The 25,781-nt window shown below is 45.4% G+C and carries 20 protein-coding genes; 10 read left to right on the plus strand and 10 right to left on the minus strand.

The genetic code is table 11. From position 1 onward, the window contains the following. The first annotated feature begins 128 nt into the window (after nt 1-128). Nucleotides 129-2,318: a polyphosphate kinase 1 gene (ppk1, locus tag ACOCLE_RS18810; RefSeq protein ID WP_419533755.1), complete on the plus strand. Its 2,190-nt coding sequence runs from the start codon at nt 129-131 to the stop codon at nt 2,316-2,318. A gap of 1 nt (nt 2,319) precedes the next feature. Here the strand turns inward: ppk1 and ACOCLE_RS18815 are convergent, their stop codons facing one another. Continuing rightward, nucleotides 2,320-3,123 (minus strand): carbon-nitrogen hydrolase family protein, encoded by an 804-nt coding sequence (locus ACOCLE_RS18815; RefSeq protein ID WP_419533756.1) that lies wholly within the window; start codon nt 3,121-3,123, stop codon nt 2,320-2,322. An 83-nt stretch (nt 3,124-3,206) separates the two neighbouring features. Here ACOCLE_RS18815 and ACOCLE_RS18820 point away from each other — a divergent pair, with 83 nt between their 5' ends. The 3 genes from ACOCLE_RS18820 to tnpC (ACOCLE_RS18830) all read left to right on the plus strand — a co-directional run bounded on the left by ACOCLE_RS18820 (nt 3,207) and on the right by tnpC (ACOCLE_RS18830) (nt 6,065). Next, nucleotides 3,207-3,977 carry an NRDE family protein gene (locus ACOCLE_RS18820; protein ID WP_419533757.1) on the plus strand — a complete coding sequence of 257 codons (771 nt, stop codon included), beginning with the start codon at nt 3,207-3,209 and terminating at the stop codon, nt 3,975-3,977. A gap of 60 nt (nt 3,978-4,037) precedes the next feature. Continuing rightward, nucleotides 4,038-4,463, plus strand: coding sequence for a hypothetical protein (locus tag ACOCLE_RS18825; protein ID WP_419533758.1), 426 nt, complete (start codon nt 4,038-4,040; stop codon nt 4,461-4,463). Nucleotides 4,464-4,559: 96 nt separating this feature from the next. After that, entirely contained in the window at nt 4,560-6,065 is a 1,506-nt protein-coding gene (gene tnpC / locus ACOCLE_RS18830; protein ID WP_419532963.1) for an IS66 family transposase, read from the plus strand. 27 nt (nt 6,066-6,092) lie between these two features. On the opposite strand, the gene ptsP is transcribed toward tnpC (ACOCLE_RS18830), so the two are convergent. Both ptsP and rppH read right to left on the minus strand, forming a co-directional pair. Further along, entirely contained in the window at nt 6,093-8,369 is a 2,277-nt protein-coding gene (ptsP, locus tag ACOCLE_RS18835) for a phosphoenolpyruvate--protein phosphotransferase (protein ID WP_419537229.1), read from the minus strand. 170 nt (nt 8,370-8,539) lie between these two features. Further along, nucleotides 8,540-9,028 carry an RNA pyrophosphohydrolase gene (rppH, locus tag ACOCLE_RS18840; protein WP_419537230.1) on the minus strand — a complete coding sequence of 163 codons (489 nt, stop codon included), beginning with the start codon at nt 9,026-9,028 and terminating at the stop codon, nt 8,540-8,542. 922 nt (nt 9,029-9,950) lie between these two features. Between rppH and ACOCLE_RS18845 the strand changes: the two genes are divergently transcribed. After that, on the plus strand, nt 9,951-10,841 hold the full coding sequence (locus tag ACOCLE_RS18845) for an IS982 family transposase (RefSeq protein WP_419533099.1): 891 nt from the start codon (nt 9,951-9,953) through the stop codon (nt 10,839-10,841). A gap of 328 nt (nt 10,842-11,169) precedes the next feature. Here the strand turns inward: ACOCLE_RS18845 and ACOCLE_RS18850 are convergent, their stop codons facing one another. Then, on the minus strand, nt 11,170-11,472 hold the full coding sequence (locus ACOCLE_RS18850) for a hypothetical protein (RefSeq protein WP_419533759.1): 303 nt from the start codon (nt 11,470-11,472) through the stop codon (nt 11,170-11,172). A gap of 241 nt (nt 11,473-11,713) precedes the next feature. On the opposite strand from ACOCLE_RS18850, the gene ACOCLE_RS18855 reads away from it, so the two are divergent. Continuing rightward, nucleotides 11,714-12,370, plus strand: coding sequence for an HAD family hydrolase (locus ACOCLE_RS18855; protein ID WP_419533760.1), 657 nt, complete (start codon nt 11,714-11,716; stop codon nt 12,368-12,370). Between the two features lie 366 nt (nt 12,371-12,736). Here ACOCLE_RS18855 and ACOCLE_RS18860 read toward each other — a convergent pair whose 3' ends face one another. Together ACOCLE_RS18860 and ACOCLE_RS18865 are read right to left on the minus strand one after the other, a co-directional pair. Further along, the gene (locus ACOCLE_RS18860; protein WP_419533761.1) at nt 12,737-13,930 is read right to left on the minus strand and encodes a class I SAM-dependent rRNA methyltransferase; all 1,194 of its coding nucleotides are present in this window, start codon (nt 13,928-13,930) and stop codon (nt 12,737-12,739) included. Nucleotides 13,931-13,961: 31 nt separating this feature from the next. Continuing rightward, on the minus strand, nt 13,962-15,146 hold the full coding sequence (locus tag ACOCLE_RS18865) for an MFS transporter (protein WP_419533762.1): 1,185 nt from the start codon (nt 15,144-15,146) through the stop codon (nt 13,962-13,964). Nucleotides 15,147-15,438: 292 nt separating this feature from the next. On the opposite strand from ACOCLE_RS18865, the gene ACOCLE_RS18870 reads away from it, so the two are divergent. Continuing rightward, entirely contained in the window at nt 15,439-15,786 is a 348-nt protein-coding gene (locus ACOCLE_RS18870; RefSeq protein ID WP_066016399.1) for a hypothetical protein, read from the plus strand. Between the two features lie 40 nt (nt 15,787-15,826). Continuing rightward, the gene (locus ACOCLE_RS18875; RefSeq protein ID WP_419533763.1) at nt 15,827-16,615 is read left to right on the plus strand and encodes a phytanoyl-CoA dioxygenase family protein; all 789 of its coding nucleotides are present in this window, start codon (nt 15,827-15,829) and stop codon (nt 16,613-16,615) included. On the opposite strand, the gene ACOCLE_RS18880 is transcribed toward ACOCLE_RS18875, so the two are convergent. Next, nucleotides 16,601-17,266: an N-acetylmuramoyl-L-alanine amidase gene (locus ACOCLE_RS18880; protein ID WP_419533764.1), complete on the minus strand. Its 666-nt coding sequence runs from the start codon at nt 17,264-17,266 to the stop codon at nt 16,601-16,603. The genes ACOCLE_RS18875 and ACOCLE_RS18880 overlap by 15 nt on opposite strands. Nucleotides 17,267-17,417: 151 nt before the next feature. Between ACOCLE_RS18880 and ACOCLE_RS18885 the strand changes: the two genes are divergently transcribed. Then, nucleotides 17,418-17,819 (plus strand): phnA protein, encoded by a 402-nt coding sequence (locus ACOCLE_RS18885; RefSeq protein ID WP_419533765.1) that lies wholly within the window; start codon nt 17,418-17,420, stop codon nt 17,817-17,819. 96 nt (nt 17,820-17,915) lie between these two features. On the opposite strand, the gene ACOCLE_RS18890 is transcribed toward ACOCLE_RS18885, so the two are convergent. Next, complete coding sequence (locus ACOCLE_RS18890) at nt 17,916-22,556, minus strand: hypothetical protein (protein WP_419533766.1); 4,641 nt, start codon at nt 22,554-22,556, stop codon at nt 17,916-17,918. Between the two features lie 297 nt (nt 22,557-22,853). Continuing rightward, entirely contained in the window at nt 22,854-24,359 is a 1,506-nt protein-coding gene (gene tnpC, locus ACOCLE_RS18895; protein ID WP_419532963.1) for an IS66 family transposase, read from the minus strand. A 179-nt stretch (nt 24,360-24,538) separates the two neighbouring features. On the opposite strand from tnpC (ACOCLE_RS18895), the gene fliO reads away from it, so the two are divergent. Next, nucleotides 24,539-24,982 carry a flagellar biosynthetic protein FliO gene (gene fliO, locus ACOCLE_RS18900; protein ID WP_419533767.1) on the plus strand — a complete coding sequence of 148 codons (444 nt, stop codon included), beginning with the start codon at nt 24,539-24,541 and terminating at the stop codon, nt 24,980-24,982. 198 nt (nt 24,983-25,180) lie between these two features. Here the strand turns inward: fliO and ACOCLE_RS18905 are convergent, their stop codons facing one another. Continuing rightward, nucleotides 25,181-25,630: a hypothetical protein gene (locus ACOCLE_RS18905; protein ID WP_419533768.1), complete on the minus strand. Its 450-nt coding sequence runs from the start codon at nt 25,628-25,630 to the stop codon at nt 25,181-25,183. Nucleotides 25,631-25,781: the final 151 nt, after the last annotated feature.

Genomic DNA, 25,781 nt, shown 5'->3' on the forward strand with positions numbered 1-25,781 from the left:
TTCTCCCTGCCTCTATTCGCCGCTCAGAGAGTCGCCTGTTTTCGGGCATTGGTAGCACCTCAAACCCCAGGCCCAGACACAACCCGTCATCAGTCAGGTTTCTGCTATTTTTGCTGAGAAGAGGTCATATGGATAATCCCCAACATACGGATGTTCAAGACACCCAGGCCCAATCATCCGAGCTGTCCGAATCCGTGATTAATAAAGCACCCAAAGTAAGTGATTATCAGAATCCTGACTATTACATTAACCGCGAGCTCAGCCATCTGGCGTTTAATTTCAGGGTCTTGCAGCAGGCATTAAACGAAGAATACCCGTTGCTGGAGCGCTTTCGTTTTCTGCTGATTTTCAGCTCCAACCTTGATGAATATTTCGAGATCCGAGTCGCGGGTCTGATGCAGCAGGTCGATTTCTCCCGTGAGCAGGTGGGACTGGATGGCATGGGGCCTCAACAGGTCTTGAAAGAGATCAGCCAGAAGGCCAAAGAATACGTTGAGCTTCAGTATCAGATACTGAATGAAAGCCTGTTACCTTCTCTCAGGAAAGAGGGTATTCGCTTTCTGCGTCGCAACGAGCTGACCGAAAAACAGCAGGCATGGATCAAGCGCTTCTTTTACCATGAAGTCATGCCCATCATCAGCCCCATTGGGCTGGACCCTGCCCATCCTTTCCCAAGACTGGCGAACAAACTGCTGTGCTTTATTGTCTCTCTGGAAGGAAAAGATGCTTTTGGTCGCGATACCGGTATGGCCATCATCCCTGCGCCACGCTCATTGCCACGTATCGTAAAACTGCCCGAAGATATCTGTGATGGACGGGAAAACGATTATGTCTTTCTATCATCGATCATTCATCGCCATGTCAGTGACCTGTTCCCTGGCATGGATATCAAAGGCTGTTATCAGTTCCGACTGACCCGTAACAGTGACCTGGATCTTGAAGATGAGGTTGAAGACCTGGCCAAGGCACTGCAGGGTGAGCTGCTTTCCCGTAGATACGGTAAAGCGGTACGACTGGAGGTAGCCGACAACTGCCCACAACCATTGGTTGATTTCCTGCTCAATGAGTTTGGCCTGACCAATGAAGAGGTTTACCAGGTCAGTGGTCCGGTAAACCTGACTCGCATGATGTCCATCTGCGATACCAATGACAAACCGGATCTGGTCTTTCCTCCGTTTACTCCTGGCTACCCAAAAGGCCTGCACAGTAAACGCAAGCATAGCAACAACGTACTTGATCTGGTGGCGAAACAAGACATCCTGCTCCATCACCCCTTTGAGTCATTCACCCCTGTTGTAGACATGCTCCGTCAGGCAGCTAAAGACCCTGATGTTCTGGCCATTAGACAAACTCTGTATCGAACCGGTGCTCACTCTGAAATGGTCGATGCTCTGGTAGAAGCGGCCAGGCAAGGTAAAGAGGTGACAGTTGTTGTCGAAATCCGTGCCCGGTTTGATGAAGAGGAAAACCTGGCTCTGGCCCGTCGTCTGCAGGAAGCAGGAGCCGTCGTCGTATATGGAGTGGTAGGTTATAAGACCCATGCGAAGATGATGCTGATCGTTCGTCGTGAAGGCCGGCACATCCAACGCTATGCCCACCTTGGTACGGGTAACTATCACGCTGGTAATGCACGCTTGTACACCGATTACAGCCTGCTGACCTGTGACAAGATACTAACCAACGATGTTCATAAGATCTTCCAGCAGCTGACCGGTATGGGACGTGCGGTTCGTGTCAGGAAACTTTTTCATGCCCCTTTCACGCTGAAAAAGAGTCTGATTGATCTGATCAATCAGGAAACGAACAATGCAAAAGAAGGTAAGCCTGCACGCATCATTATCAAAATCAACTCACTCACTGAGTCACATATTATAAAAGCGCTGTTCAAAGCTTCTCAGGCTGGCGTTGAGGTTGACCTGATTGTCCGCGGTATTTGCTGCCTGAGACCTGGAATTGAGGGGCTCTCTGAGAACATCAGGGTTCGCTCGATTGTCGGACGGTTTCTTGAGCATACCCGCGTCTACTATTTTGAAAATGGTGACGATGACGCTCTGGTCTACTGCTCAAGTGCTGATGCCATGATCCGAAACCTGGATATGCGTATCGAAACCTGCTTCCCCATTGAGGATCCAAAGCTTGCAGCGCGGATCAAAAAAGAATTGGACTACTATCTCACCGACAATACCCGGAGCTGGCAGCTGCAAAGCGATGGAGAATATGAGAAAAACAGACCTGTTCGGAGTCAGCGTCGACGCAATGCCCAGGAGCGATTGATGGATACACTGGCAATTATCGCCAACAAGCCATCAACTGACTAAGTTACAGTCGGCGGTGGTTTAAGCTGGGCATTTGCTGACGAATTCTTGCCAGCTCATCCAGATCCAGCTCCGCAACAATCACCGCAGCCCCTTCAGCAGGGGCTTCGGCAAGAATATCCCCCCAGGGTGAAATAATCATGCTGTGCCCATAAGTCTGTCGACCATCAGGATGGGTTCCTGCCTGATTGGCTGCCAACACATAACACTGATTTTCAATAGCTCTGGCTCTTAGCAAAACGCCCCAATGCGCTTCACCGGTCACTTTTGTGAAGGCAGAAGGTACAGTTAATATCGTTGCTCCCTGCTCCACCAGACAGCGATACAGTTCGGGAAAACGGAGATCATAACAAATCGAAAGACCAACCTTTGCCTGGTCAATATCTACCAACTCTGGCCTTGCCCCGGGGATAAAATCATCCGATTCTCTATACCGCCCTTTACTATCAGACACCTCTACATCAAACAGATGCATTTTGTTGTAAATGGCAATTTCATCCCCTTCAGGGTTATAAACAATACATGAGGCATGGTTACGCCCATCACGACTATCATGGATAGGCACGGTCCCCCCTACAAGCCAGCTACCCATTTTTGTTGCCATTGACGACATCCACCCCCTTATATCATCAGCTTTCAAAGCCACTTCAGCCTGAGAACCTCCTAGCATGGCAAAACATTCAGGCAAAACAATAATATCCACTTGCTCTTGTTGATAAGCCATTAACAGACGTTCAATTTCAGCAAGATTTTCAGAAACAATAAGCCCCGAGCAAACCTGAACCACCGCCGCTTTAAGTCTACTCATTATTATTTCCCCATGATTTTTCGCTGAATGGATGATAGTTTGTTTCTCGTAGGACTTCATAAAGCTACAAGATAATAAACTACATGTGCCTTATTGTTTTTTCATGGCAGCCTGATAGCCAGTATCCACTGATTCTTGCTGCCAATCGAGATGAATTTTATCAGCGTCCGACTCAGGCCGCTGACTTCTGGAATGACTCACCCGATGTATTTGGTGGCCGGGACCTTGAAGCTGGCGGTAGCTGGATGGCTATTAACAAAAATGGCCGCTTTGCCGCCGTGACCAACTATCGGGAAGTGCCAAGCCCTGCTGGTTTATATTCCAGAGGCGCACTGGTTTCCGACTTTGTAACAGGCTCCCAACCTGCATCTGATTATTTACATGCACTTCAGCAACAGAGTGACAAGTGGTCAGGCTTCAATCTTCTGATTATGGACTCAACAGGTCTTTACTACTTTAGCAACCGTACGAAAGACCACCGCATTTCTCCCCTCCCTCCCGGGATATATGGTTTGAGTAATCATCTGCTGGACACGCCATGGCCAAAGCTGTTGAGAGCACGCAATAGCTTTACGCAGGCGCTAAAAGAATCAGCCCCCCCAGACAGCAAACGGCTTGTTGAGCTAATGCACGATAGCTATCAACCGCCGAAGGAACAATTACCCGATACCGGGGTCAGTAAGGGTGTGGAAAAACTGCTTTCCAGCTGTTTTATTGCCAGTGAAGACTACGGTACCCGAAATACCTGTGTATTGATGATCGATAGTCATTCACAGCTGCAGTGGGTTGAACAGGAGTACCTGCCGGAAGGAGTAGCCGGTAAGAGCCATCACTTCAAAATCAAACTGCGGTAGAATCAGCTAAGCTAGGAAAGTGTCCAAACAGCAGTTTCAAGATTAAACTGAGGCTTTCCTATGCTTGCCCGCTTTTGCTATGCCATGCTTCTCTCTTTTCTAGCACTGCCAACCTGTACTCTGGCTGACGATAGCTGGATAGAAGTCGGTTCAGCCAAAGCAAGAGTCAGTGAGAATACCTTAACGATTTTTCCCCAGACTAAAGACGCATTCAGCAAACTTCGTTTCCATATATCTCATGGAGATGTCATCTTGCACCAAGCTCGCGTCTATTTAGCCAAGGGTGATGTATTTCATGTCAACCTGCAAAAAACCATTAAAGACAAAAAAAATGGCGATGGAGGGGAGAGTTATTCAAGGATAATACCGCTGATTGTTTCACAGCAGAGTCCCATAAAGAAAATCAAAGTATTTTATAAATTCAAAAAGCAACCAGAAGTGTCCAAGCCGGTAACTATTGAGTTATTTGGAATCCCTGCAACTTAGTCAGAGTGTAACTATTCAGCACCCTTCATATAAATCTGGAATTTTCTGATTTTTCGACCATCATCTTATACTCAATTTTTCTAACAAATCTCCAGTATGGAACCAGACTTCCCAGCTACTCCGTTTACCGAAGCTCTCCTTAAAGAGAATGAAGAGCTTCGGACCGAGAATGCGCTTTTACGGGAACGTTGCAGCGAACTGGAAGAAAGGGTTAATAAAAACAGTCAAAACAGTAGTAAGCCACCATCGTCAGATGGTTATCAAAAGCCCAGTAAAAAAGGGAGTGATAAAGGTGATACATCTTCCAAAGAAGCCCCCTGCTCCTCACAGGAAACACCGAACCCCAAAAGCCTTAGACCATCTTCAGGCAATAAACCAGGTGGCCAGAAAGGTCATCAAGGCTCTTGTTTGAGACGTGTCGCCTTACCCGATTATGTCAGGCATCTGAAGGTTGAAAAATGTTGCTGTTGCCAGTCTTCGCTTATCGATATTAAACCCACCAAATACATTGAGCGACAGGTTTTTGATCCAGGTAGACCCGGAGAATTTGAAGTTACCGCGTACTGGGCAGACGTTAAAGTATGTCCTTGTGGTAAACGGAACACCGCTGAGTTTCCCCAAGGAGTGAAAGCCGCTGCTCAATACGGAGAAGTGACTCAGGCAATGGCTGTTCATTTAAACCAGTATCACTTCATCCCATATCACCGGGTGTCTGAGTATTTCAATACTATTTATTGCATGAGTGTCAGCGCAGGCTCTGTTGCCAATTTTGTTGCCTATACCCATGAGAACCTGGCCTCTACTGAGCAGAGTATCCGCGATGCTTTACAAGAAAGTCCGGTTGCAGGAGCGGATGAAACTGGCATGCGGGTTGACGGTTCACTGTGGTGGTTACACATTATGCGAGATGACCAATGGACGCTTTACTACCTCTCAGAAAGGCGAGGTTGTGAAGCAATGGATGCAATGGGCATCCTGCTGACTTTTGCAGGCATTCTGGTTCACGATCATTGGAAGTCCTACTTTGCCTATGCGGCAGTGCATGTGCTTTGTAATGCCCATCATCTGAGAGAGCTTCAGGGAGTTGTCGATAGGGATGCGAATAAGCTGGCTCTGCGGCTGATGAAATTGCTTACGCTCTCCTGGCACTTCTGCAAGAAATACAAAGCAGCCGGTCTGACTCAAATGCCTGGTGCAATACAGCTTCGCATTGAGACGATATACGACCAAATCCTTCAAAGGGCTCTCACGAAGGAAACCGCTTATATGGAAAAACAACGACAGGTGCTTGGACGTAAGAAGGTCAGGAATACCAAGGCCTACAACCTGTTCAAAAGGCTTATTGAGTTTAAGGTTGAAACGTTGCGCTTCATGTCGGACTTTTCAATTCCCTTCGATAACAATGGCAGTGAACGTGATGCCAGGATGGCCAAACTTAAGCAGAAGATCTCAGGCTGCTTCAGAAGCGAAGACGGAGGTACCATGTTTACCCGAATCCGAAGCTATTTATCATCTGCTAAAAAGCAGGGGTTGAACATATTTCAGGCGCTTCTTAAAGCGGTTCGAAATTACAACAATACGCCTTTGCTGGGTGCTGAATAGTTACGTCAGAGTTTATTAACCTTATATCTAAAAGCGTCGACTCTTGATACCGAGAACCTTTCCCATTCCTTCTTTACAAAGGGCAAGTTCAAGGGAACTGCGAATAACCTGAGCATTGTCGTGCTTCATTAAATCCGACAATATCTTCTTCGCACGATCCATACCTATGCGTCTTAGCACCCATTTTACTTTTAACAGGTTAACTGCACTCATAGACAGCATATCGAAGCCCATGGCCATTAACAGTACCGCAGCAGCTGGATCTCCAGCCATTTCGCCACAGATACTGACGGTCTTTCCTTCCTGATGGGCATCATCAACCACCTTCTGCAAGGCATGTAGAACTGCAGGATGAAAGGAATGATAAAGGTCAGATACCCGTGGATTGTTGCGGTCTACAGCCAAGAGATATTGAACAAGGTCGTTAGAACCGATGGAAAGAAAGTCTACACGTTGTGCAAGGTCCTTGACCATGTAAACGGCAGCAGGCACTTCCACCATCACACCAACCGGTGGCATTGATACCGGCAGACCTTCAGCAAGCACCTCCGCGTGAGCCCGATGGATCAGGTGTTGCGCTTCCTCGACTTCAAAAATACTGGAAATCATAGGCAACATAATCCGAAGATTATCCAGGCCCACACTGGCTTTCAGCATGGCCCTGACCTGCACCAGAAAGATTTCCGGATGATCGAGTGTTACCCGAATCCCACGCCAGCCAAGGAAAGGGTTATCTTCCTTAATGGGAAAATAACTCAAAGACTTATCCCCTCCAATATCCAGTGTTCTCATGGTAACGGGTCGTGGGGAAAATGCTTCAAGCTGATGTCGGTAGATCTTTTCCTGTTCTGATTCACTGGGAAAGCGATCACGAACCATAAAAGGGACTTCAGTCCGATAAAGACCAACACCTTCAGCCCCTCTGTCCAGCGAACGAATGGTATCGGTCATCAGACCAGTATTTACCCAGAGAGGAATACGATAATTATCCGGAGTCTCACAGGGTAGATCCCTTATAGCCTCCAACCCCTTACTGAACTGATTTTCTTCCTCAAGCACTTCAGTGTAGTAATCCAGCAGTTCCTGAGCTGGAGAGGAATACACAAGGCCGAGATTGCCATCCACAATCAGTTTTTTACCGGAGAGCTTATGAAAAGGAAGGTCGACAACCCCCATTACCGTAGGTACACCTAAAGCACGGGCAAGAATAGCGACATGAGAGTTACTGGAGCCCTGCATGGAAACCAGACCTGCCAGTGACTCCTGTGGAACCTCACCCAGCATGACCGGAGAAAGCTCCTCACTGATCAGAACCGTATTCTCCGGGTATTCAACCTGCGCATGCTCACCCTGCTGCAGATGAGAAAGTACTCTGCGCCCTAGATCCCTGACATCAGCAGCCCGCTCCCTGAGGTAGTGGTCATCCATCATCTCAAAGTTGCGGATATGCTCTTCGATAACTTGCCTCAAGGCTCCCTGAGCCCAGGAGCCACCTCTAATCCGCTCTCTTATCTCCTGCCCAAGTGCCCGGTCATCCAGCATTCGCAAATAGACATCAAATAGCGCCTGTTCTTCAGCAGGCAGACGATCAGAAAGCCGCTCAGCGGTTTCTTTCATCTCTTCTCGCACCGTAGCCAGCGCACTATCAAGCAAAGCGAGTTCAATATCTATGTCTTTGCAGGCACGTTCAGGCACTGCCCCAAGATCAGCAGGTGGAGTGATAACAACCGCATCACCAATTGCTACTCCAGTGGCACCTGCACTTCCTTGAAAACGTGCAATTCGCTTTTTCCTGGTAGGAGTAGAGACACTATTAATCGAGCCGGTGGCCTGAGCATGAGCGATAACCCCTGCCAATTGAGCAGACATGGTGACCAGAAAGGCTTCTTCATGCTCATCAAACCGTCGCTGATCAACCTGCTGAACAACCAGAACACCAAGCGTGTTACGGTGATGAATGATGGGAACCCCCAGAAAAGAGGTAAAACGCTCTTCTCCGGTTTCGCGGATATAGTGAAACTTTGGGTGAGAAGCAGCCTCTTCAAGATTAATTGGTTCTTCACGAAGTCCAACCTGCCCGACAAGACCTTCAGAATGAGAGAGAGTAACCTGCCCGACAGCAGAAGGGTTCAATCCTTCTGAAGCCATCAGCGTATAAGAGGCGCTCTCAGAGTCATATAGATAGACCGAGCACACCTCGGTTTTCATGGCACCACGAACCCGCTGCACAATAATCTGCAGTGCCATCTGTAGATCAGAGGCAGAACTGACTTCCTGTACGATATTGCGCAGGGTGTTTAGCATGTCTATCACATACCCGGTCTGATAATACTTGCTTCAACTACTTTAACAGTACAATAGCAATCCATGGCAAATTATATTGTCTTGTAACATTCTTCTTTACTATTGGAACCCGCAAGTTTGAGTATATCAACGGTCAAATCAATATGACTGATAAACTGCAAAGCAGTTATTCAGTCATTAGACTGTAATTTCCCAACCTTGGGTACCAACTCTTTAAGAGCCCGGCGGTATACTTCCCGTTTGAACGAAACCACCTGACCAAGAGGGTACCAGTAACTCACCCAGCGCCAGCCATCAAACTCCGGAGACCCCGTATGGTCAACCCGGATTCGGTCATCATTGCTCAGCAGCTTCAGCAAAAACCACTTCTGCTTCTGTCCAATGCACAGCGGTTGCTGATCCCGGCGGACGAGTCGTCTCGGCAAACGATAACGTAACCACCCACGGGTACAGCCAAGGATTTCTACATCTTCAGGATGAAGACCTATCTCCTCAAACAGCTCTCTGTACATCGCATCTTCCGGCGTTTCCCCATCATTGATACCACCCTGGGGAAATTGCCAGGCATCCTGCCTGATCCGCCGAGCCCACAATACCTGACCGTGATGATTCGCCAGGATAATGCCTACATTTGGCCTGAATCCATCGATGTCAATCACGTATATGGCTACCTTAGAGCCACCATAGGTGGTACGAATCCCCCACTCCACGAACAGAGCCATCCCCCACATTTAAACGGAGTATGAAACTGACTATTCAAAGAGCAGCAGGGTTAAACGCAATCACTTTTCGGTGGCCACTTAAACTATTAATTATCACGCATTGTTTCACAAACGGATACAACACAGCAAACAGGCTTTTCACCAACCATATCCACGCTATTTTATAACCAGCCCTGCTAGTCTTGACAGACTGTAAAAGCAAGCAATCAGTCAACTCTTCTACCTGTTCCAGATACCTTTGACTCGGACACACAAAGACAGGAATTTCAAATAGTGGGCAATAAGATCCGGGAAAGTGAACTCCTTGCAAACAGTACAATGCAAAACTATTCAACTTCTCTCACAAAAGTCAGGTCTTGAGTGTTATATACACACCCTTTCTGCAAATCCCGCCAACAAAAGAAAGAAACGGGGAAATAACGGGTCACTTGCGCTCTCCTGAAGACTCTTCGAGAAAAACGCCCGGCGCCATCCTCACAGCGATACTGACATAAAGCCGTGGATGGTAATTTCACTCAGTCAGATATTTCACGTCTGTTGATGGATCTATGAGTTCGTAGCGTACCAGGGCGTTTCTATAACGAGGTAGGTCATTTCAGCCCCTATAAAGGGCATAAAGGACAGTTGCCTTTCAAAACGCTACAGAAGCCATAGGTACTGGGACTAGAACAACGCAGAATCAGATGCCGCCTCTGCTGATGTAATGCAAGTGGCTACTGAGTGACAGAAGAAAGACTCTCCATTTTCTGATTCTCCTGATAAATTTACGCCATGTGCGACTTTTAGGTTTGCATAAGGAGACATGACTGATCCTGCTTTCTGCTATTAAAAGCAGTAGAAAGCAAAGAAGGTTTCAGTCATGCCCGTTGAAGAGTTTATCACTACAGTCTACTGCTTGATCGACGATTTGGTAAAAGAGCTTTTTCCTGTACCACTGCGACTTCGAGGGTTTCCACCAAAGCTCACTGATAGTGAAGCGATCACCATGGAAGTTGTCGGTGAATGGCTTGGGCATCATAAGGACACTGAGATTTGGAAGTATTTTACCCGACACTGGCGACACCTGTTTCCTGACATTCCTTCACGCTCGGCATTTGTCAAACAGGCCGCCAACTTATGGCATGTGAAACAACGACTGCAAATTCGTATAGTCCAGATGATGCATGCAGATAATGCAGATATCCATTTAATCGATGGTTTTCCGATTGATGTTGTCGTCAGAACCCGTGCACCACAGAGCCGTATCTTTAAAGCTGAGGCTGGTTATGGTTACTGCGCTTCCAAGGACAAGAAGTTCTATGGCTTTCAGGGGCATTTGCTGGTTGAAGCACGAGGGATTCCTGTGGGTTTTACTCTGACCGCAGCGAACGTAGATGAGCGTGATGCAGCCTATGACATGCTCGAGACCATTTCTGGCCTCTTGCTTGGCGATAAGGGCTATATAAGGCCTGAGTTTAAAGCTGATTGTCAGGAATTAGGTATTGATCTTCAGACGCCACTGAGAAAAAACATGCAAGATGAACGTCCGAAGTCGTTTGTAAAGCTGGTATTACGGGTACGACGGAGAATAGAAACAGTGATAGGTCAATTGACAGAGCGCTTTGAAATAGAAAAGTGCCATTGTCGAGATAGATGGCATATGACATCACGTATCGCTCGGAAGTTACTGGCACATAATATTGGTTCTTATCTGAATATAATTGCTGGTCGTCCTGCAATACAGTTTGAGAACCTTATTTCCGAAGATTAAAAAACGGAAAGCAAATAATTGCGTGATTTTGAAGATACAACTTGGACTTACCATCATGCTAGCCCGGATATTTCATAAACGTGCTCCCGTTCTCGCTTGTCCTTTGCCGCCCTAAGGGAGTTTTGCTCGGTCGACCGTACTCCCCGGTACGGCACTCCCTCACAAAATCCCTTAGGGCGACAAAGTCCTGCCCGAGATTCGGGGCAGTTTATGAAATATCCGGGCTAGTAATTTGAGATAGTTTCAGACAAAGTCGCACATCGCGTAAATTTCCATTACTACATGGAGGGGATAAACCAGCCATCTTCATAATAGAAGTCTCACCATTTTACAGAGAATGTCCTTTACTAAAACTAATAGAACGGCTAGCAAGTTCTGGAGCTAAACCTCCCTCCTCATCATCGAGAAGGCCTAATATATTTTTCTTAATCCAGGATTCTGGGTCATGACTATCCCCCTTATTCTGAAAATCTGTTGTTTTCTCACCATTAACTATACGCGTACTTTCAGAATCACAATTTGATACTTTCCGCGAACCATAAACAGCTGAATCAGTCTGATAGGTATCAATGCGCCATAATATTTTTTGGTCATATGGTGTACCTTGAAATACACCACTACTTGTTTCCATAACAAAGACTCGATTGAGTAAATAGATAAAAGCTGTCTTCGTAATGAAAAATTCAAAACTCAATACCCAAGAACCGGGTTTGAACTTGCCTGAGAAAACAGTTTTATTTTAGCCCCTACACCCAAGAAAAATCGGGAGCTAGCTGCTCGATAGAACCATGGTTAATTGCTTGGGGGTTAATAAAGAACCTGTATAATACCCCCCAAGAAACACTCGGCCTGAATAATAAACCGGAGTAAGAATGGCCCTAGCAATCTTTGATCTGGACAATACCCTAATTGCTGGCGACAGTGATGCCCTGTGGGGAGAGTTTATGGCCGCCAACGGCCTGGTTGATACTGAAAGCTTCAGAGAAGGCAATAACCGCTTCTATGAACAGTATAAACAGGGGGTTATGGACATCTGGGAATATCTGGATTTCTGCCTTAAGCCATTAACACAATACACCCTTGAAGAGCTTGAAACCTGGCATGGCCAGTTTATGGAACAGGTAATAAGCCCCATCCTTTTGGATAAAGGCTTTGCACAGATTGAACAACACCGTCAGCAAGGTGATCACATTATGATCATCACTGCGACCAACCGCTTTGTAACCCAGAATATTGCTGAAAAATTCAAGGTGGATACTCTTCTGGCCATTGAGCTGGAGATGAGTGACAACCGTTACAGTGGCAAGGTTATGGGAACACCTACTTACCAGCAGGGGAAAGTGCTCCGCCTGCAGGAATGGCTCAACGAACACCCAGAGCATTCAATGAAAGGCAGCTACTTCTACAGTGACTCACAAAATGATCTGCCGCTGCTGCAAAAGGTCGAAAACCCTGTCGCTGTAGACCCCGACCCAGAGCTCCAGCGTTTCGCAGAGGAGCATAGCTGGGAAATCACCAGTTTCCGCTAATGGCTCTTTAACCGCGAAGAGCACTAAACTCACAAAGAGAAGAAAAAGCCTTTCTTAGTGAGCTTTGTGCTCTCTGTGGTTCCATTCTTTTGACCATTAATACCTAGGGGGCGTTCTCAATTAGCCATGAGACCAGTTGATAACACAAGCTTTCAGGCAAGGCGGACAACGCAGGGCATGGTGATTCATGTTCAAGTCGATCAACGCAGCATGAGTGCTTGAGTTATCAACCCGAAGGGCCGCCCACGGTTTGCGCCATTCTGCGTTACTCACTGCTTATGTGGAATACCACACCGCGCAGTTCATGCCTTGTCTGGCACAAACCGTGGGTGGCTGGTCACATGTCTAATTGAGAACGCCCCCTAATCACTGAAAAGTTAACCGGCCAAAAATTGCTTTAATATATTCCGTTTCTGGAATGGATGGATGCACCGGATGATCCGGCCCCTGGTGGCCTTGATCCAGGATCTGAAGATTCCGGTCAATATGGCGACTGCCAGCTCTTAGCAGATCAATCATATTGTCCTTCTGCAAATGCATGGAGCAGGAAGCTGCCACCAGATAACCATCCTTCTCCAGCAAGCGCATGGCAAGCTCATTAATTCGGCGATAGGCCTGCTCACCGGCTTTGATGTCTTTTCGCTTTTTAATGAAAGCCGGTGGATCAACAATCACCACATCAAACCGTTCCTGACTTTCTTTCAAAGCCTTCAATGCCTCAAATGCATCGCCTTCCAGAGTATCCACTTTATGCTGAACTTCATTCAGTTCAGCATTGGCATGAACATTTTCCAATGCCAGGGCAGACGCATCAACGCAGGTCACTTTATCAGCACCAAAAGCCGCTGCCTGTATTCCCCAGCCACCCACATAACTGAAAACATCCAGTACCCGTTTGCCTTTTACATAATTACGGAGTCGGTCTCGATTGAGCCGGTGATCATAAAACCACCCGGTTTTCTGGCCTTCCATCACCGGTGCCTGAAAGCTCACGCCGTTCTCTTCCAGAACTACGACTTCCGGAACAGCACCTTTAGCAACCTCAACATATTGTGGAAGGTCTTCAAGCTTGCGGGCATTGCCACTGTTCTTGAGCAGAATACCTTTGGGTCTAAGAACCTGATTTAACGCGTCAACGACGTCATCCCGAACACGCTCCATACCAGCAGTGGATATCTGAGCCACCAATACATCATCAAACCGGTCTACCACCAACCCGGGCAACCCGTCACTGTCGCCATAAATTAGCCGGTAATAGGGCTTTTCAAACAGTCGCTCTCTCATACTGAGGGCAACATTGATTCTGTGAACCAGAAGCGCCTTATCCAGTGGCTGATCAGCTTCTCGGCTCACCAGGCGGGCACAAATCAGGCTATTGGGATTCACATACGCTGTACCCAATGTCTTGCCAAACGAATTTTCGACCAGCACACACTCACCCACTTCATAGTTCTTCAATGGCGAGGTCTGTGTATCTATTTCATTACTGTATATCCAGAGGTGCCCAAGCTTCAGGCGACGGTCAGCCTTATTCTTCAGGCGTAATCTTTTTAATATCATGAGACAACCCTTTTCAATCCAGCAGATCCAGTCAGACAGACCGACCGGAATACCAGTAAAGCCTGAGAGATAACCCAAGTGTTAGAACCAGAATAAGCCAGGAACCGAAAATCACACCCTGCCAGCCCATCCAGCGCCAGAAAATATCCAGATAAAAACCACCAGAACTGGCTCCCAGGTAATAAAAAACCAGGTAAAGGGAAGACGCGCTGGCTTTCGCCTTTTTCGCATTATGACTTACCCAGCTGCTGGCATTGGAGTGAGCAACGAAAAAGCCAAAGGCGTTCACCAGAAAACCGGTAATGATCCAGCCAATGGATGACGTCAACATCAGGCCAGAGCCAATAATCAGCAGACAGACGCCAAGAGCCATAATAGCAGGTTGTGACAGCCAGCCTGATAGTCGCCCTGAGAACGCGGCGCCCATGGTGCCACTGAGATAGGTGAGAAATAACATTCCCAGCCAGCTGGCTGACAGATTATAGGGTTCCTGAGATAACAGAAAGGTTGCATAGGTGTACTGGTTGACGAAAACGAAGAAGTTAAACCCGCTGATCAGAAAAGCTGTTAACAGTAATGGATTCTTTAAGTGATCGTAGAGGTCTTGAGCCACTTTTTTTAGTTGAGGTCGGCTCGGTTGGAATTGTTTCGAATCTGGCAGCAGATAGATAAAAATAACCAGCAAGAAAAAGCTCAGTAAGGCCATGTACAGAAACGCATTCGACCAACCGAACCAGTCTCCCATGAACCCACCCAGTAACCGACCACCAATCCCTCCCAGGGAATTGCCACTGATATAAAAGCCAACCGCCAGTGTCAGTGCGGGCCGGGCGAACTCATCTCCCATATAGGCAATAGCAATAGCGGGTAGGCCACCAAGGCAAAATCCCTGGATTGCTCTCAGGATAACCATGTGCTGATAGCTGCTGACCTGAGAAATCAAAAGGGTACAGAGAACCGCTCCTGCCATACTCCCCAGCATCAACCATTTCCGTCCAATAGCATCCGACAGAGGCCCGTAGAACAACAATGAAAGGCCCAGCATGAACGTTGTGATGGTAAAGCTGAAGCTGGCTTCCAGTGCCGTCAGACTAAAGCTTTCAGCCAGCATGGGCAGCAGCGGCTGGCTGATATAAAGATTGGCGAACACCATAAAAGAGCCAAGAGAGAGTGCAAGCGTTGCACGCCAGAAACCTTTAGTGCGGGCTTCAATCATGATGACTGCCTCAATACCTTGAGCTCGCAATACCCTGTTGGTATTACTTCTTGAAACGAAATTTATTGTTCTATTGCTGCCAACTAAACAATCGGCACATGCAGTCTATTCAAAGAAAGCAGCTACTTCCATGCAGAATCTCATTATCTTCGTCATTTATTTATCAGGATCACGAACACTGGCTAGTGACTGTTCAATATGACTTTAGTGCATATACGAATACTCTCACACCCGATGGAACTTTAGTCTCTTTAAAACTTATGATTAAAGTACCCACTGAGGAGCTGTAGAGATGTCTCATAACAATGAAGAACAGTTGAACACCCTGCTCCAATCATTGATGGATAGCACCAGTGATCGTTCAATGATGGATCTTCTGGAGTCAGCCCATAAAGGCTTTACCCAGGGAGCTAATGACTTTGTTGAACATGCAACAGGAAATCTATCGCCAGCCGATATTAAAAACAATCTGCGGACTTATCCTCTGGCACAAATTCTGATCAGCATTGTCAAATACCAAGAGCTGAACAAGAACACTGATATTGTTCGCAAAACCGTACTGGCCTTACTGGATAGCCTTGAAGACAATGTACTCCCAGAGTCTTATGACGTTCAGACGCTGGAGACAACGCTTCACTGACAACGTTCCACCAAAAATCACTGAATGGGGTACCTGAGTAATGATCGACCAGAGTGAGCTGCAGGAAAAAGGTTATATCATCGTTCCTGACCTGGTACCTGAACAGTTACTCCAGCCCGCGATCAAAGCCATTACCAATTTTCTGGATGTTAATCTGGATGATCCCACAACCTGGTATCAGAAAAATCTGGGCAGTAATGGCATTGTCCCCATTCATCATCACCAGGCATTCTGGGATATTCGCCAGTCTGAGCCGGTTTACCGATTGTATGCAGGTCTTTTTAAAACGGAAGATCTCTGGGTAAGATTGGATCGAGCCTCTTTCAAGCCACCCTGGCGCCCAGAGCATCCCGATGAAAAAGACGACAGCCAGATCCATCTGGACAGCCATCCGGAAAAAGTATTCCTACCGAGGTACCAGGGCATTCTCTACCTGACGGACACTGAGGAAAATCAGGGAGCCTTCTGCTGTGTCCCCAGCCTTTTTACTGGTAAGCAAACAACACTTAACCGAAAATCCCTGCTCTTTACGGATGAAGACCTGGAAGGTCATGATATTGTCCATCTGCCTGGAAAAGCGGGGACCTTCATTCTCTGGGACTCACGTCTACCTCATGCCAGTAGTCTGAACCATCACACCAAGCCACGCCTCACTCAATATATCTCCATGTTCCCGGCCGGTACCGAAGACAATCGGGCAGAGCGTATTCAGTTATGGCGTGAGAAAAGAGCGCCTGAGCGCTGGCGAAGCTTCCCTTATCAACAGGATCCCGAACCAGGAGAACCTGCTCAACTGACTAAGCTGGGGAAACAATTACTTGGACTTTGATGCCTCATGTATAAGCCGAACCGTTGTTTCTGTCAGCAAACTCACTGAGCGCCAGAACTGGCTTTTTGCTTCCAGCGACTGCGGTTCACTCTCTTTAAGCAGCATTAAACTCTCTTGAAGGGCTTGAGGACAAATCGCCTGACGCATGGGGGCTGTTAATTCTGGATAGTTTTCCAGGTAAAAGCGTGACCAGTCAAAAAGGACTCCGGGGTCAGCCTTGCCACGAAAACCAGAAATATGTTCATGGCCAATCACCCGCTGTGGATCCCGCAAACTTGGGTAGTGCTCTTTAAATCTGGTGACAACGTTATTCAGCGACTGATACTGCTCCTCAGTAAACGGGAAAACATTACCGTTATAATTCACCAGTTCAATGCCAATAGAGCAATCATTCAGCCCTTGAGCACCATTCCATTCACTAACCCCCGCATGCCAGCCCCTGTATGCTTGTCCATTCAAACAGTCAACCAGCTCATAAATCTCACCATCTGTATCAATAACCAGATGTGACGACACACAGGACTCCGGATTCATAAAAATATCCAGAGTGTCTTTCAGATCTACCGCGGTATAATGGATTACCAGATAATCCACAGGAATTATCCAGTCATCCCAGTTAGCAGTTTTTACCCTGTTCACATTCAGAGTCATAAGCACGCAACCAGATTGGTTTCAATCAACTTATCATTGTCTGATTCTCTTTAGACTGCAAGAGTTCAGGCTCAACACCAGATTCGATCAATCACTGCGCAATGAGCAGATGCTGTTAACAAGGTGAATAGACATCATTGGAGGAGACACAATGGCCAAGGGGCTGTTAAAACATCAGGAGCGACAGAGTGCCTTGAGCCTCCTGGGGAAAGACCTGGCACGCCGGGCAAAATCAAAGTGTGAAATCTGTGAAGCTTCAGGGGTTCCACTGTCTATTTATGAAGTTGAGCCTGTTCCCAGTGAACCAGATTACGACCACTGTCTGATGCTTTGCGAAACCTGCAAAACACAACTGGAGAGCCCAAAGCGCTTGGAGCCCAACCACTGGCGCTGCCTGACCAAAAGTATCTGGAGCCAGATACCGGCGGTTCAGGTAGTATCGCTGAGACAGTTGAGGAAATTATCGGAAAAACAGGACTGGGCTATTGAAGCACTGGAGCATGCCTATGTTGAGCCTGAGATTGAAAGCTGGGCTGATTTGGAGAAAGGCTAAATATCTCAGTACAAAATACCGAAAATAAGAAATAAATTGATGGGTAAAACTATAAGCCTATGACTTCAGGCGTATAGTTTTACCCCAAAGTTAAACTTATAACTGCTCCTTCTTTCTCAAAACAAGAAATGCAGCCTGGCTAGATAAGTCTTTATATTGCATCTTCGCCTTTTCAATTGTATGTGAATGTAAATTCCCAATATTTCCTTTTCTTTCTTCATGGATTTTAGCTGCAGCTAAAGCTTCCTCTAAAGCTTGCTGTGTATTTTCAACCGGCATAGACACAATATTTGGAACTACTATTTCTTTAGTAATTCCATCAATATCAACCTCTTCACTTTTCCCTTGAGAGTCAGCGAAGTGAGCTTCAGATCCACTAAAAAGACATGCGAAATAATGCGAAGCTTGGATGCTCATCACTGAAGCAACTTCATAGCCAATAGGCAATCCATTAGCATTGGGAAGAGTAACACCCTCAGATAATGCAGAAGATAAATTGACACTAACCCTATTACCTATGCCATAAGCTGGCAAGCTCACAAGAATTAATTGTGGATGCTGGTCAGTATCAGGGAGAAGCATTTGGTCAAGCTGGCGACGATAATTCAGGAGTTGTCGCTCTCGCTCAACGTCACTCTTAATAGCTTTGATGCTGGATAGCTCTTCAGTTCCAATTTCCACCAGTGCCGTGTCAATATAACTGCCCACTAACTCGCAAAGGTTATCAGTATTTTTCCTGATAACGGTCGTAAGCTCAGCTAACTGATCATAGATTGGCCTAACATCTTCGTTACCTTTGTCATTGATGTATTTTTCTTGCTGGAAATGTAATTTCATTTCACATTTAATGTCTTCACCATTTTCATTTTCGTAAGTAACTTCTTTCACGCGGTTGAATGGTGTACTGTTATCATACGGGTTTTCAACATTTATCTGCTCTGTTCTGATCGGTTTATCTGGTTGCTCACCATAGTATTCATAAACCTTACACTGTAAATTTTGAGCATTAGTCATTTCATTCTTTTTAAATTCATAACACTCGGTAAGTTTTAATCTTAAACGACGACTATCACCTTCCCCACTATAATAATTCTGTACTTTGTATTGTATAACACTCTTATTACCTGCAAATGGAATCTCTTCAACAGGAGTAGACCACCAATCTAAGCCAATCTCACCATCCTCTATAACACCACGAATATCGGCAACTTGGACACATTGAGACCGTTCACTTAGAACTATATCATTCTTCCCCATTTCAAAGTAAGCAACCCTTCGTTTAAAGTTATTAACTGTAAACTCTAGCTCACCTAATTTTTTTCCTGCCAGGTTCCCATAGATATCATTTAATATAGGCTTAATGATTTCTGGCATTTCAGTTACCTGACCAAGAACTCCTTCACGTATATGATACAGATCTCTAAGTTCATTAAATAACGAGTTTTTAACCACTGGTCTTGCAATATCATTACCGGCACCAAAAAACTCACAAACCTCTACAAACTTCCTTAGTCGTAAAATGATTAATTCACGGTCTTCTTTGTTTTTAACATCCCTTGCTGCGTCAGCCTGCAAATCATAAACACGCTTTCTAGCTTCATTCTGAAGTTGCTCGAGTAATTTACAGTTAGCAAGTGACATAAACATTGCAGCAAAACAGCAATTATTTTTGGATGACTGTATTCCTGATGCTTGTCTGACAGTTACTCCAGAGTGATGAAATACTCTTTCTTCCAATTGATCTAAAGCACTTGCTCTCTGTTTAATTCCACAAGCCTCATCATTATCATCAACAACTCTAGCTCCTGCTTGATCTTGCTTATCCGTCCTTAACATTTGACACGCTAAAGCCACTTCTTCCAAACCACTATCCAGCCCCACCCTTGCGGCATGATAATCATTATTATCAAGAGGAACCATTTGCAGCGCTTCTTTCATATGTTCGAATGAATATTGTGGGTATTTTTTATTCAGGTGTTCCCACATTTGTTTGAAATGTTCTTCCTGCTGAACTTCTAAATCTTGTGGCTCTGCCATTACACCTGAATCCTTCGGCTGTCCTGATGTATTGACCATGACGCACGCTAAAGCAACCTCTTCTAAACCATTATCCAGCCCCACCCTTGCAGCATGATAATCGTTATCTGAAAGAGGATATGTTTGAAGCGCTTCTTTCATATTGTCGAACGAATATTGTTGGTATTTTTTATTAAAATGTTCCCATATTTGTTGTAAATGTTCTTCTGTCTGTTGAAGTTCTACAGCTTGTGGCTCAGCTATTAGACCTGAGGACTTCAACTGCCCTGATGTATTAAGTAAGACACACGCTAAAGCAACCTCCTCTAAACCATTATCCAGCCCCACCCTGGCGGCATGATAATCGTTATGTGAAAGCGGAGATATTTGTAGTGCCTCTTTCACATGTTCGAACGAATATTCTGGGTATTTTTTATTAAAGTGTTTCCATATTTGTTGTAAGCATTCTTCTGTTTGTTGAAGTTCTGGTAGCTGAATATTTTCATGGCTACTGTGTAAACCATCCTGCATTCCCAGAACTGCTCCACCTGAAGCGTTATTTCCTTCCTCTAAATCCTTCTGTATCCCTTCCATGAACGAGTATGTCATGTCCGCTCGTTCGACACCTAACTCCCTACCACGCGCTGCAATTTTAGGAGGTATTTCAAATGTGCCTGGCCTATGGCTCACACCTGCCAAGGGTTCAGCTTTCTTACTCTTTTCAATGCAATGAGTAATATTTGCTCTAAGCATAAGAACAGCTTGTGCACAGTTGGACTTATTCGATAATAGGCGAATGGTCTGCTCATCAATCATCTTCTCATCCCACGCACGCTGTATGCCTTCTCGACTAAGTTCTTTTAAATCGCGATTAGTGGTTATCAGATCCATCAACTCTTCAGGCATGTTTGTATCTTGAGACAATTCCCTATAGCCTGCCTCCATTGAAGGCTCAAGCAATGGTTGTGCAACATGCTCATCAGTTTCTGGAGTACTCTGGGGATAAACTTGTAACAAATCATTGTTACCAGCAGCTGCCTGAGTACTTTTTGTTTCAATTTCCGAGCAAAGATCGGGTAATTGATTTGAAGATTGTTGAGTAGCTAAGTGATGATCATCAGTGAGAGCTGGAACACTTGGATTCGTAGACGGTGTTGTTTCCACCTCGGGTGAATCACCCGAAGTCCATCGGCAACCTCCCTGTGAATTAACCCGAGAACTAGGTTGATCCATGCATTTAAATGCTATCTCCAATATGGCTAACGTATCATTGTCTCTGGCTCTTATTAAATAGTCAGGCCCTAATAACTCAATAGCCCGCATCATATCGTCAAAACTGTATTTTTTAGCAAGTGAATCTTTTTTAAAATTTTCAAAAGCTATGCGCTTTTCTTCATCAGAAACAAACAACTCTCTCTGCTGACTATTGGTTACTACTGCTGCCAATGCACCAGATTCAGGAAAAGAGTGGCCAGATGAATCAGAAGCACCTTCCAATGATGGCTGAGCATGAATGAGTGGGTCATTAGTTTGAAAATCACGAGCAGCCCCATGCAACTCCCTTTCAGGCTGTACCAGATTCTCCATTTCATGCCACTGCCTTGATTGTGACTCAGGATTTCCTTCGACCATCGCTTTAGCAGCAGATGGTTGATCATTGTCATACTGAAAGTGTTGACCTTTCGACACACCCAGTTCTGGCCCAGAGGAAACTGGTGGGTAGTGAATCTTATATGTACGCTCTTCAGAAAAGGTCTGCGCCTCTCCTGAAACACCTATAGGTACTGTTGGGGCATCCGAATGATCAACTTGCTCTTCAGCTACGTCTGGCAGGTGGTGAGCTTCTGGTAATAAGCATGAATAAGCTGATGCTGGTGGTTTAACCTTGGGAGCAAACAATTCGAAAATGTTTGAATTAGCTTCCCTTAAAGCTGATTCCTTTCCTTGATTTATTTTTTTAGCCACCTCAAGGCTTATAATTTTACACCTGACCGCCTCTCTTATTATTTGATCCTCAAAAAAGCCTTCACCCCTAACCTTACGATAGGCCATTAAAATACAGTCAGTATTTTTTAAAACATCTACAACCACCTCAAGACCTCTGCTATAGGCAGTACCAGATCTCAAACTACTTTCTGGCAAAAGACTGTTTAAAAGCTCTTTTAACGCAGCCATTTCCTCCAACACAAGTCGATGATAATTGTCTAAATCAATATTTCCATTAAGATATTTATTACGCAGAGATTCACACAGACCTTCAGCTATCGTTTTTATTTCTGCCGGCCCTTTATTATCAAGAATTTTATACACAAGCTGTTTTCTTGTTTCCTGTAAATCTCGACCAGCGGACTTAATTAGAATATCCGAGAGTTCACGACACTCTCCTAGCGTAAGCAGCTCTGCTCCATCATTTAGCTTTATTTTAAATTCACTCAACTCTCTTAATGTATCCTGGACATTACGATCTTGCAGCATGCCATTCAGAACAGCTATTTCACGACTTACATAGACGGCCACACTTCGAGAAACCTTCATCGATTCATTGGAATAGCCTGTCACCCAGCTAGCAGCCTGCCAAAACCCCGTTAGTGGTGCCTCTGCTTTGAGATCACCATTTTTGGCTGCGGGATAATCCTGCTTATTCAGATCTTTTTGACTATCACACCAGTGTTTAAATTGCTCAGGATCAAAAACATAAAATTCTCGATGCATGGGATCCATTTAAAATACTCCTTAAATTATCAGGCCAGCTTTAACGGTAAATCTTCTATATATTTGAATTAGTTTTTATCTTAAGACACTGAAAATAATTATAAATTTTGATAGAAAACACATTAAAGCCAACAATCTTGCGTTCAAAATTCATTTTTTTATTTCAATAGTCATTGAATACTGTTCATTAACTAATTAAGACAGCTTTTGAAAACCATGGTTCAAAAATTGATAGCCACAACAAGCACCTATTCGAACACCAAAAAATGTAACGTATTGATTTAAATAAATTAAAACCAAAAGTAACTATTCAGCACCCAGCAAAGGCGTATTGTTGTAATTTCGAACCGCTTTAAGAAGCGCCTGAAATATGTTCAACCCCTGCTTTTTAGCAGATGATAAATAGCTTCGGATTCGGGTAAACATGGTACCTCCGTCTTCGCTTCTGAAGCAGCCTGAGATCTTCTGCTTAAGTTTGGCCATCCTGGCATCACGTTCACTGCCATTGTTATCGAAGGGAATTGAAAAGTCCGACATGAAGCGCAACGTTTCAACCTTAAACTCAATAAGCCTTTTGAACAGGTTGTAGGCCTTGGTATTCCTGACCTTCTTACGTCCAAGCACCTGTCGTTGTTTTTCCATATAAGCGGTTTCCTTCGTGAGAGCCCTTTGAAGGATTTGGTCGTATATCGTCTCAATGCGAAGCTGTATTGCACCAGGCATTTGAGTCAGACCGGCTGCTTTGTATTTCTTGCAGAAGTGCCAGGAGAGCGTAAGCAATTTCATCAGCCGCAGAGCCAGCTTATTCGCATCCCTATCGACAACTCCCTGAAGCTCTCTCAGATGATGGGCATTACAAAGCACATGCACTGCCGCATAGGCAAAGTAGGACTTCCAATGATCGTGAACCAGAATGCCTGCAAAAGTCAGCAGGATGCCCATTGCATCCATTGCTTCACAACCTCGCCTTTCTGAGAGGTAGTAAAGCGTCCATTGGTCATCTCGCATAATGTGTAACCACCACAGTGAACCGTCAACCCGCATGCCAGTTTCATCCGCTCCTGCAACCGGACTTTCTTGTAAAGCATCGCGGATACTCTGCTCAGTAGAGGCCAGGTTCTCATGGGTATAGGCAACAAAATTGGCAACAGAGCCTGCGCTGACACTCATGCAATAAATAGTATTGAAATACTCAGACACCCGGTGATATGGGATGAAGTGATACTGGTTTAAATGAACAGCCATTGCCTGAGTCACTTCTCCGTATTGAGCAGCGGCTTTCACTCCTTGGGGAAACTCAGCGGTGTTCCGTTTACCACAAGGACATACTTTAACGTCTGCCCAGTACGCGGTAACTTCAAATTCTCCGGGTCTACCTGGATCAAAAACCTGTCGCTCAATGTATTTGGTGGGTTTAATATCGATAAGCGAAGACTGGCAACAGCAACATTTTTCAACCTTCAGATGCCTGACATAATCGGGTAAGGCGACACGTCTCAAACAAGAGCCTTGATGACCTTTCTGGCCACCTGGTTTATTGCCTGAAGATGGTCTAAGGCTTTTGGGGTTCGGTGTTTCCTGTGAGGAGCAGGGGGCTTCTTTGGAAGATGTATCACCTTTATCACTCCCTTTTTTACTGGGCTTTTGATAACCATCTGACGATGGTGGCTTACTACTGTTTTGACTGTTTTTATTAACCCTTTCTTCCAGTTCGCTGCAACGTTCCCGTAAAAGCGCATTCTCGGTCCGAAGCTCTTCATTCTCTTTAAGGAGAGCTTCGGTAAACGGAGTAGCTGGGAAGTCTGGTTCCATACTGGAGATTTGTTAGAAAAATTGAGTATAAGATGATGGTCGAAAAATCAGAAAATTCCAGATTTATATGAAGGGTGCTGAATAGTTACAACCAAAATATAAAATAATCTGGAGAATAGAATATATTTACCTTGTGAAGGTACTTGCCCTTGGGACTGTCAGGCCTTTATAGTCATAAGATGAAACAATTATTAAAATATCATGCTTTCCTGTTATTCCTGCCCACCAGCTTGATGGCGGAGCCAGCAGAGCCTGCCAACCCAATCAATGAGCTGGATCTGTTTCAGGTTGTAATGCCCATGCTGATGGTGGTCAGCCTGATTTTTGTATTAGCCTGGCTGGTCAAGCGATTTAACCCGAAACTGCCTGCCATGGGAAAAGATATTGAACTGTTATCCAGTGCTCCAGTATCGAATCAGTCCCGCCTGACACTGGTTCGGGTTAGCGGTAAAGACATTCTCATAGGCATCACCCCAAGCCAGATTACTCTGCTTAAAGACTTTGATGCCCCGGTGGTTGATAGAAGCCATGTCAAAGAGCAGGCCGATCTTGCAGAGCAGTTTAAAAAACTCCTGCGCCCTAAATCGGATGGTGATAAATCATCTGAAAAATCTGACGCCTGATCCCTCAATTTCAATGCCTGATAAACCTGATGATTCTATCAGGCCCTTTTTCAAGGGCTTGGGTTGCCTTTCAGTTTCTCAAGCTACTTTTCCACACCCAGTTATGCATAACTAATTTATTCAGAACTGAGAACAGGAGTTATACAGGTCGCACACAGGTTATCCACATAAACCTGTACACAACCTGTCAATGCCTGTTTATTGTTCCATCATTTGCGATATCAGCATGATCATTTTCATTTCCGTCAGACAGATTTGCTGAAGGGATTCCCGGCTGTCTTCACTGAGATACCCCAGGAATTCGTTCTGTTCATCACGATCATGCCATTTTCCAGTGGCCATGTTATCCGGGTAATACTGCAGCAGCTTTTCCTGAAGGCCATTGTGTTTTTCCTGCAGCACCATCAGCATGCCAATCAGTACCGCTGGCGTATCCCTCGATATTTCCTGACGTAGCTTGATGTAATTAAAGTAGAGCATGACGATCCGCTCTGTGCTGTCCCGCAGGCATAGCAGACAGAGGTAAGATTCCTCTTCAATGGGGAGAATTGCAGAGCCTGAAGAAACGGACTCGTTAACACTGTCGTCATGAACAATTTGCTCATTTGCACTGAGTCCTTTGACATCGGCATCACTAACCCACGCCATAATCACCTCCTTCCCTGAGGTCGTGTTTTCTTCAGGTTAATCCAAGTCGTTAACAGATTTCCACAGTTTCCCTGATCAACTCCCTGAATGAACTGTGGATAACTGCTCTTACCCCTTACTGTTACTAAGCAAAACAACAACTGTTTATTTT

The organism is Endozoicomonas sp., from assembly GCF_965196975.1.
Lineage (GTDB): Bacteria > Pseudomonadota > Gammaproteobacteria > Pseudomonadales > Endozoicomonadaceae > Endozoicomonas.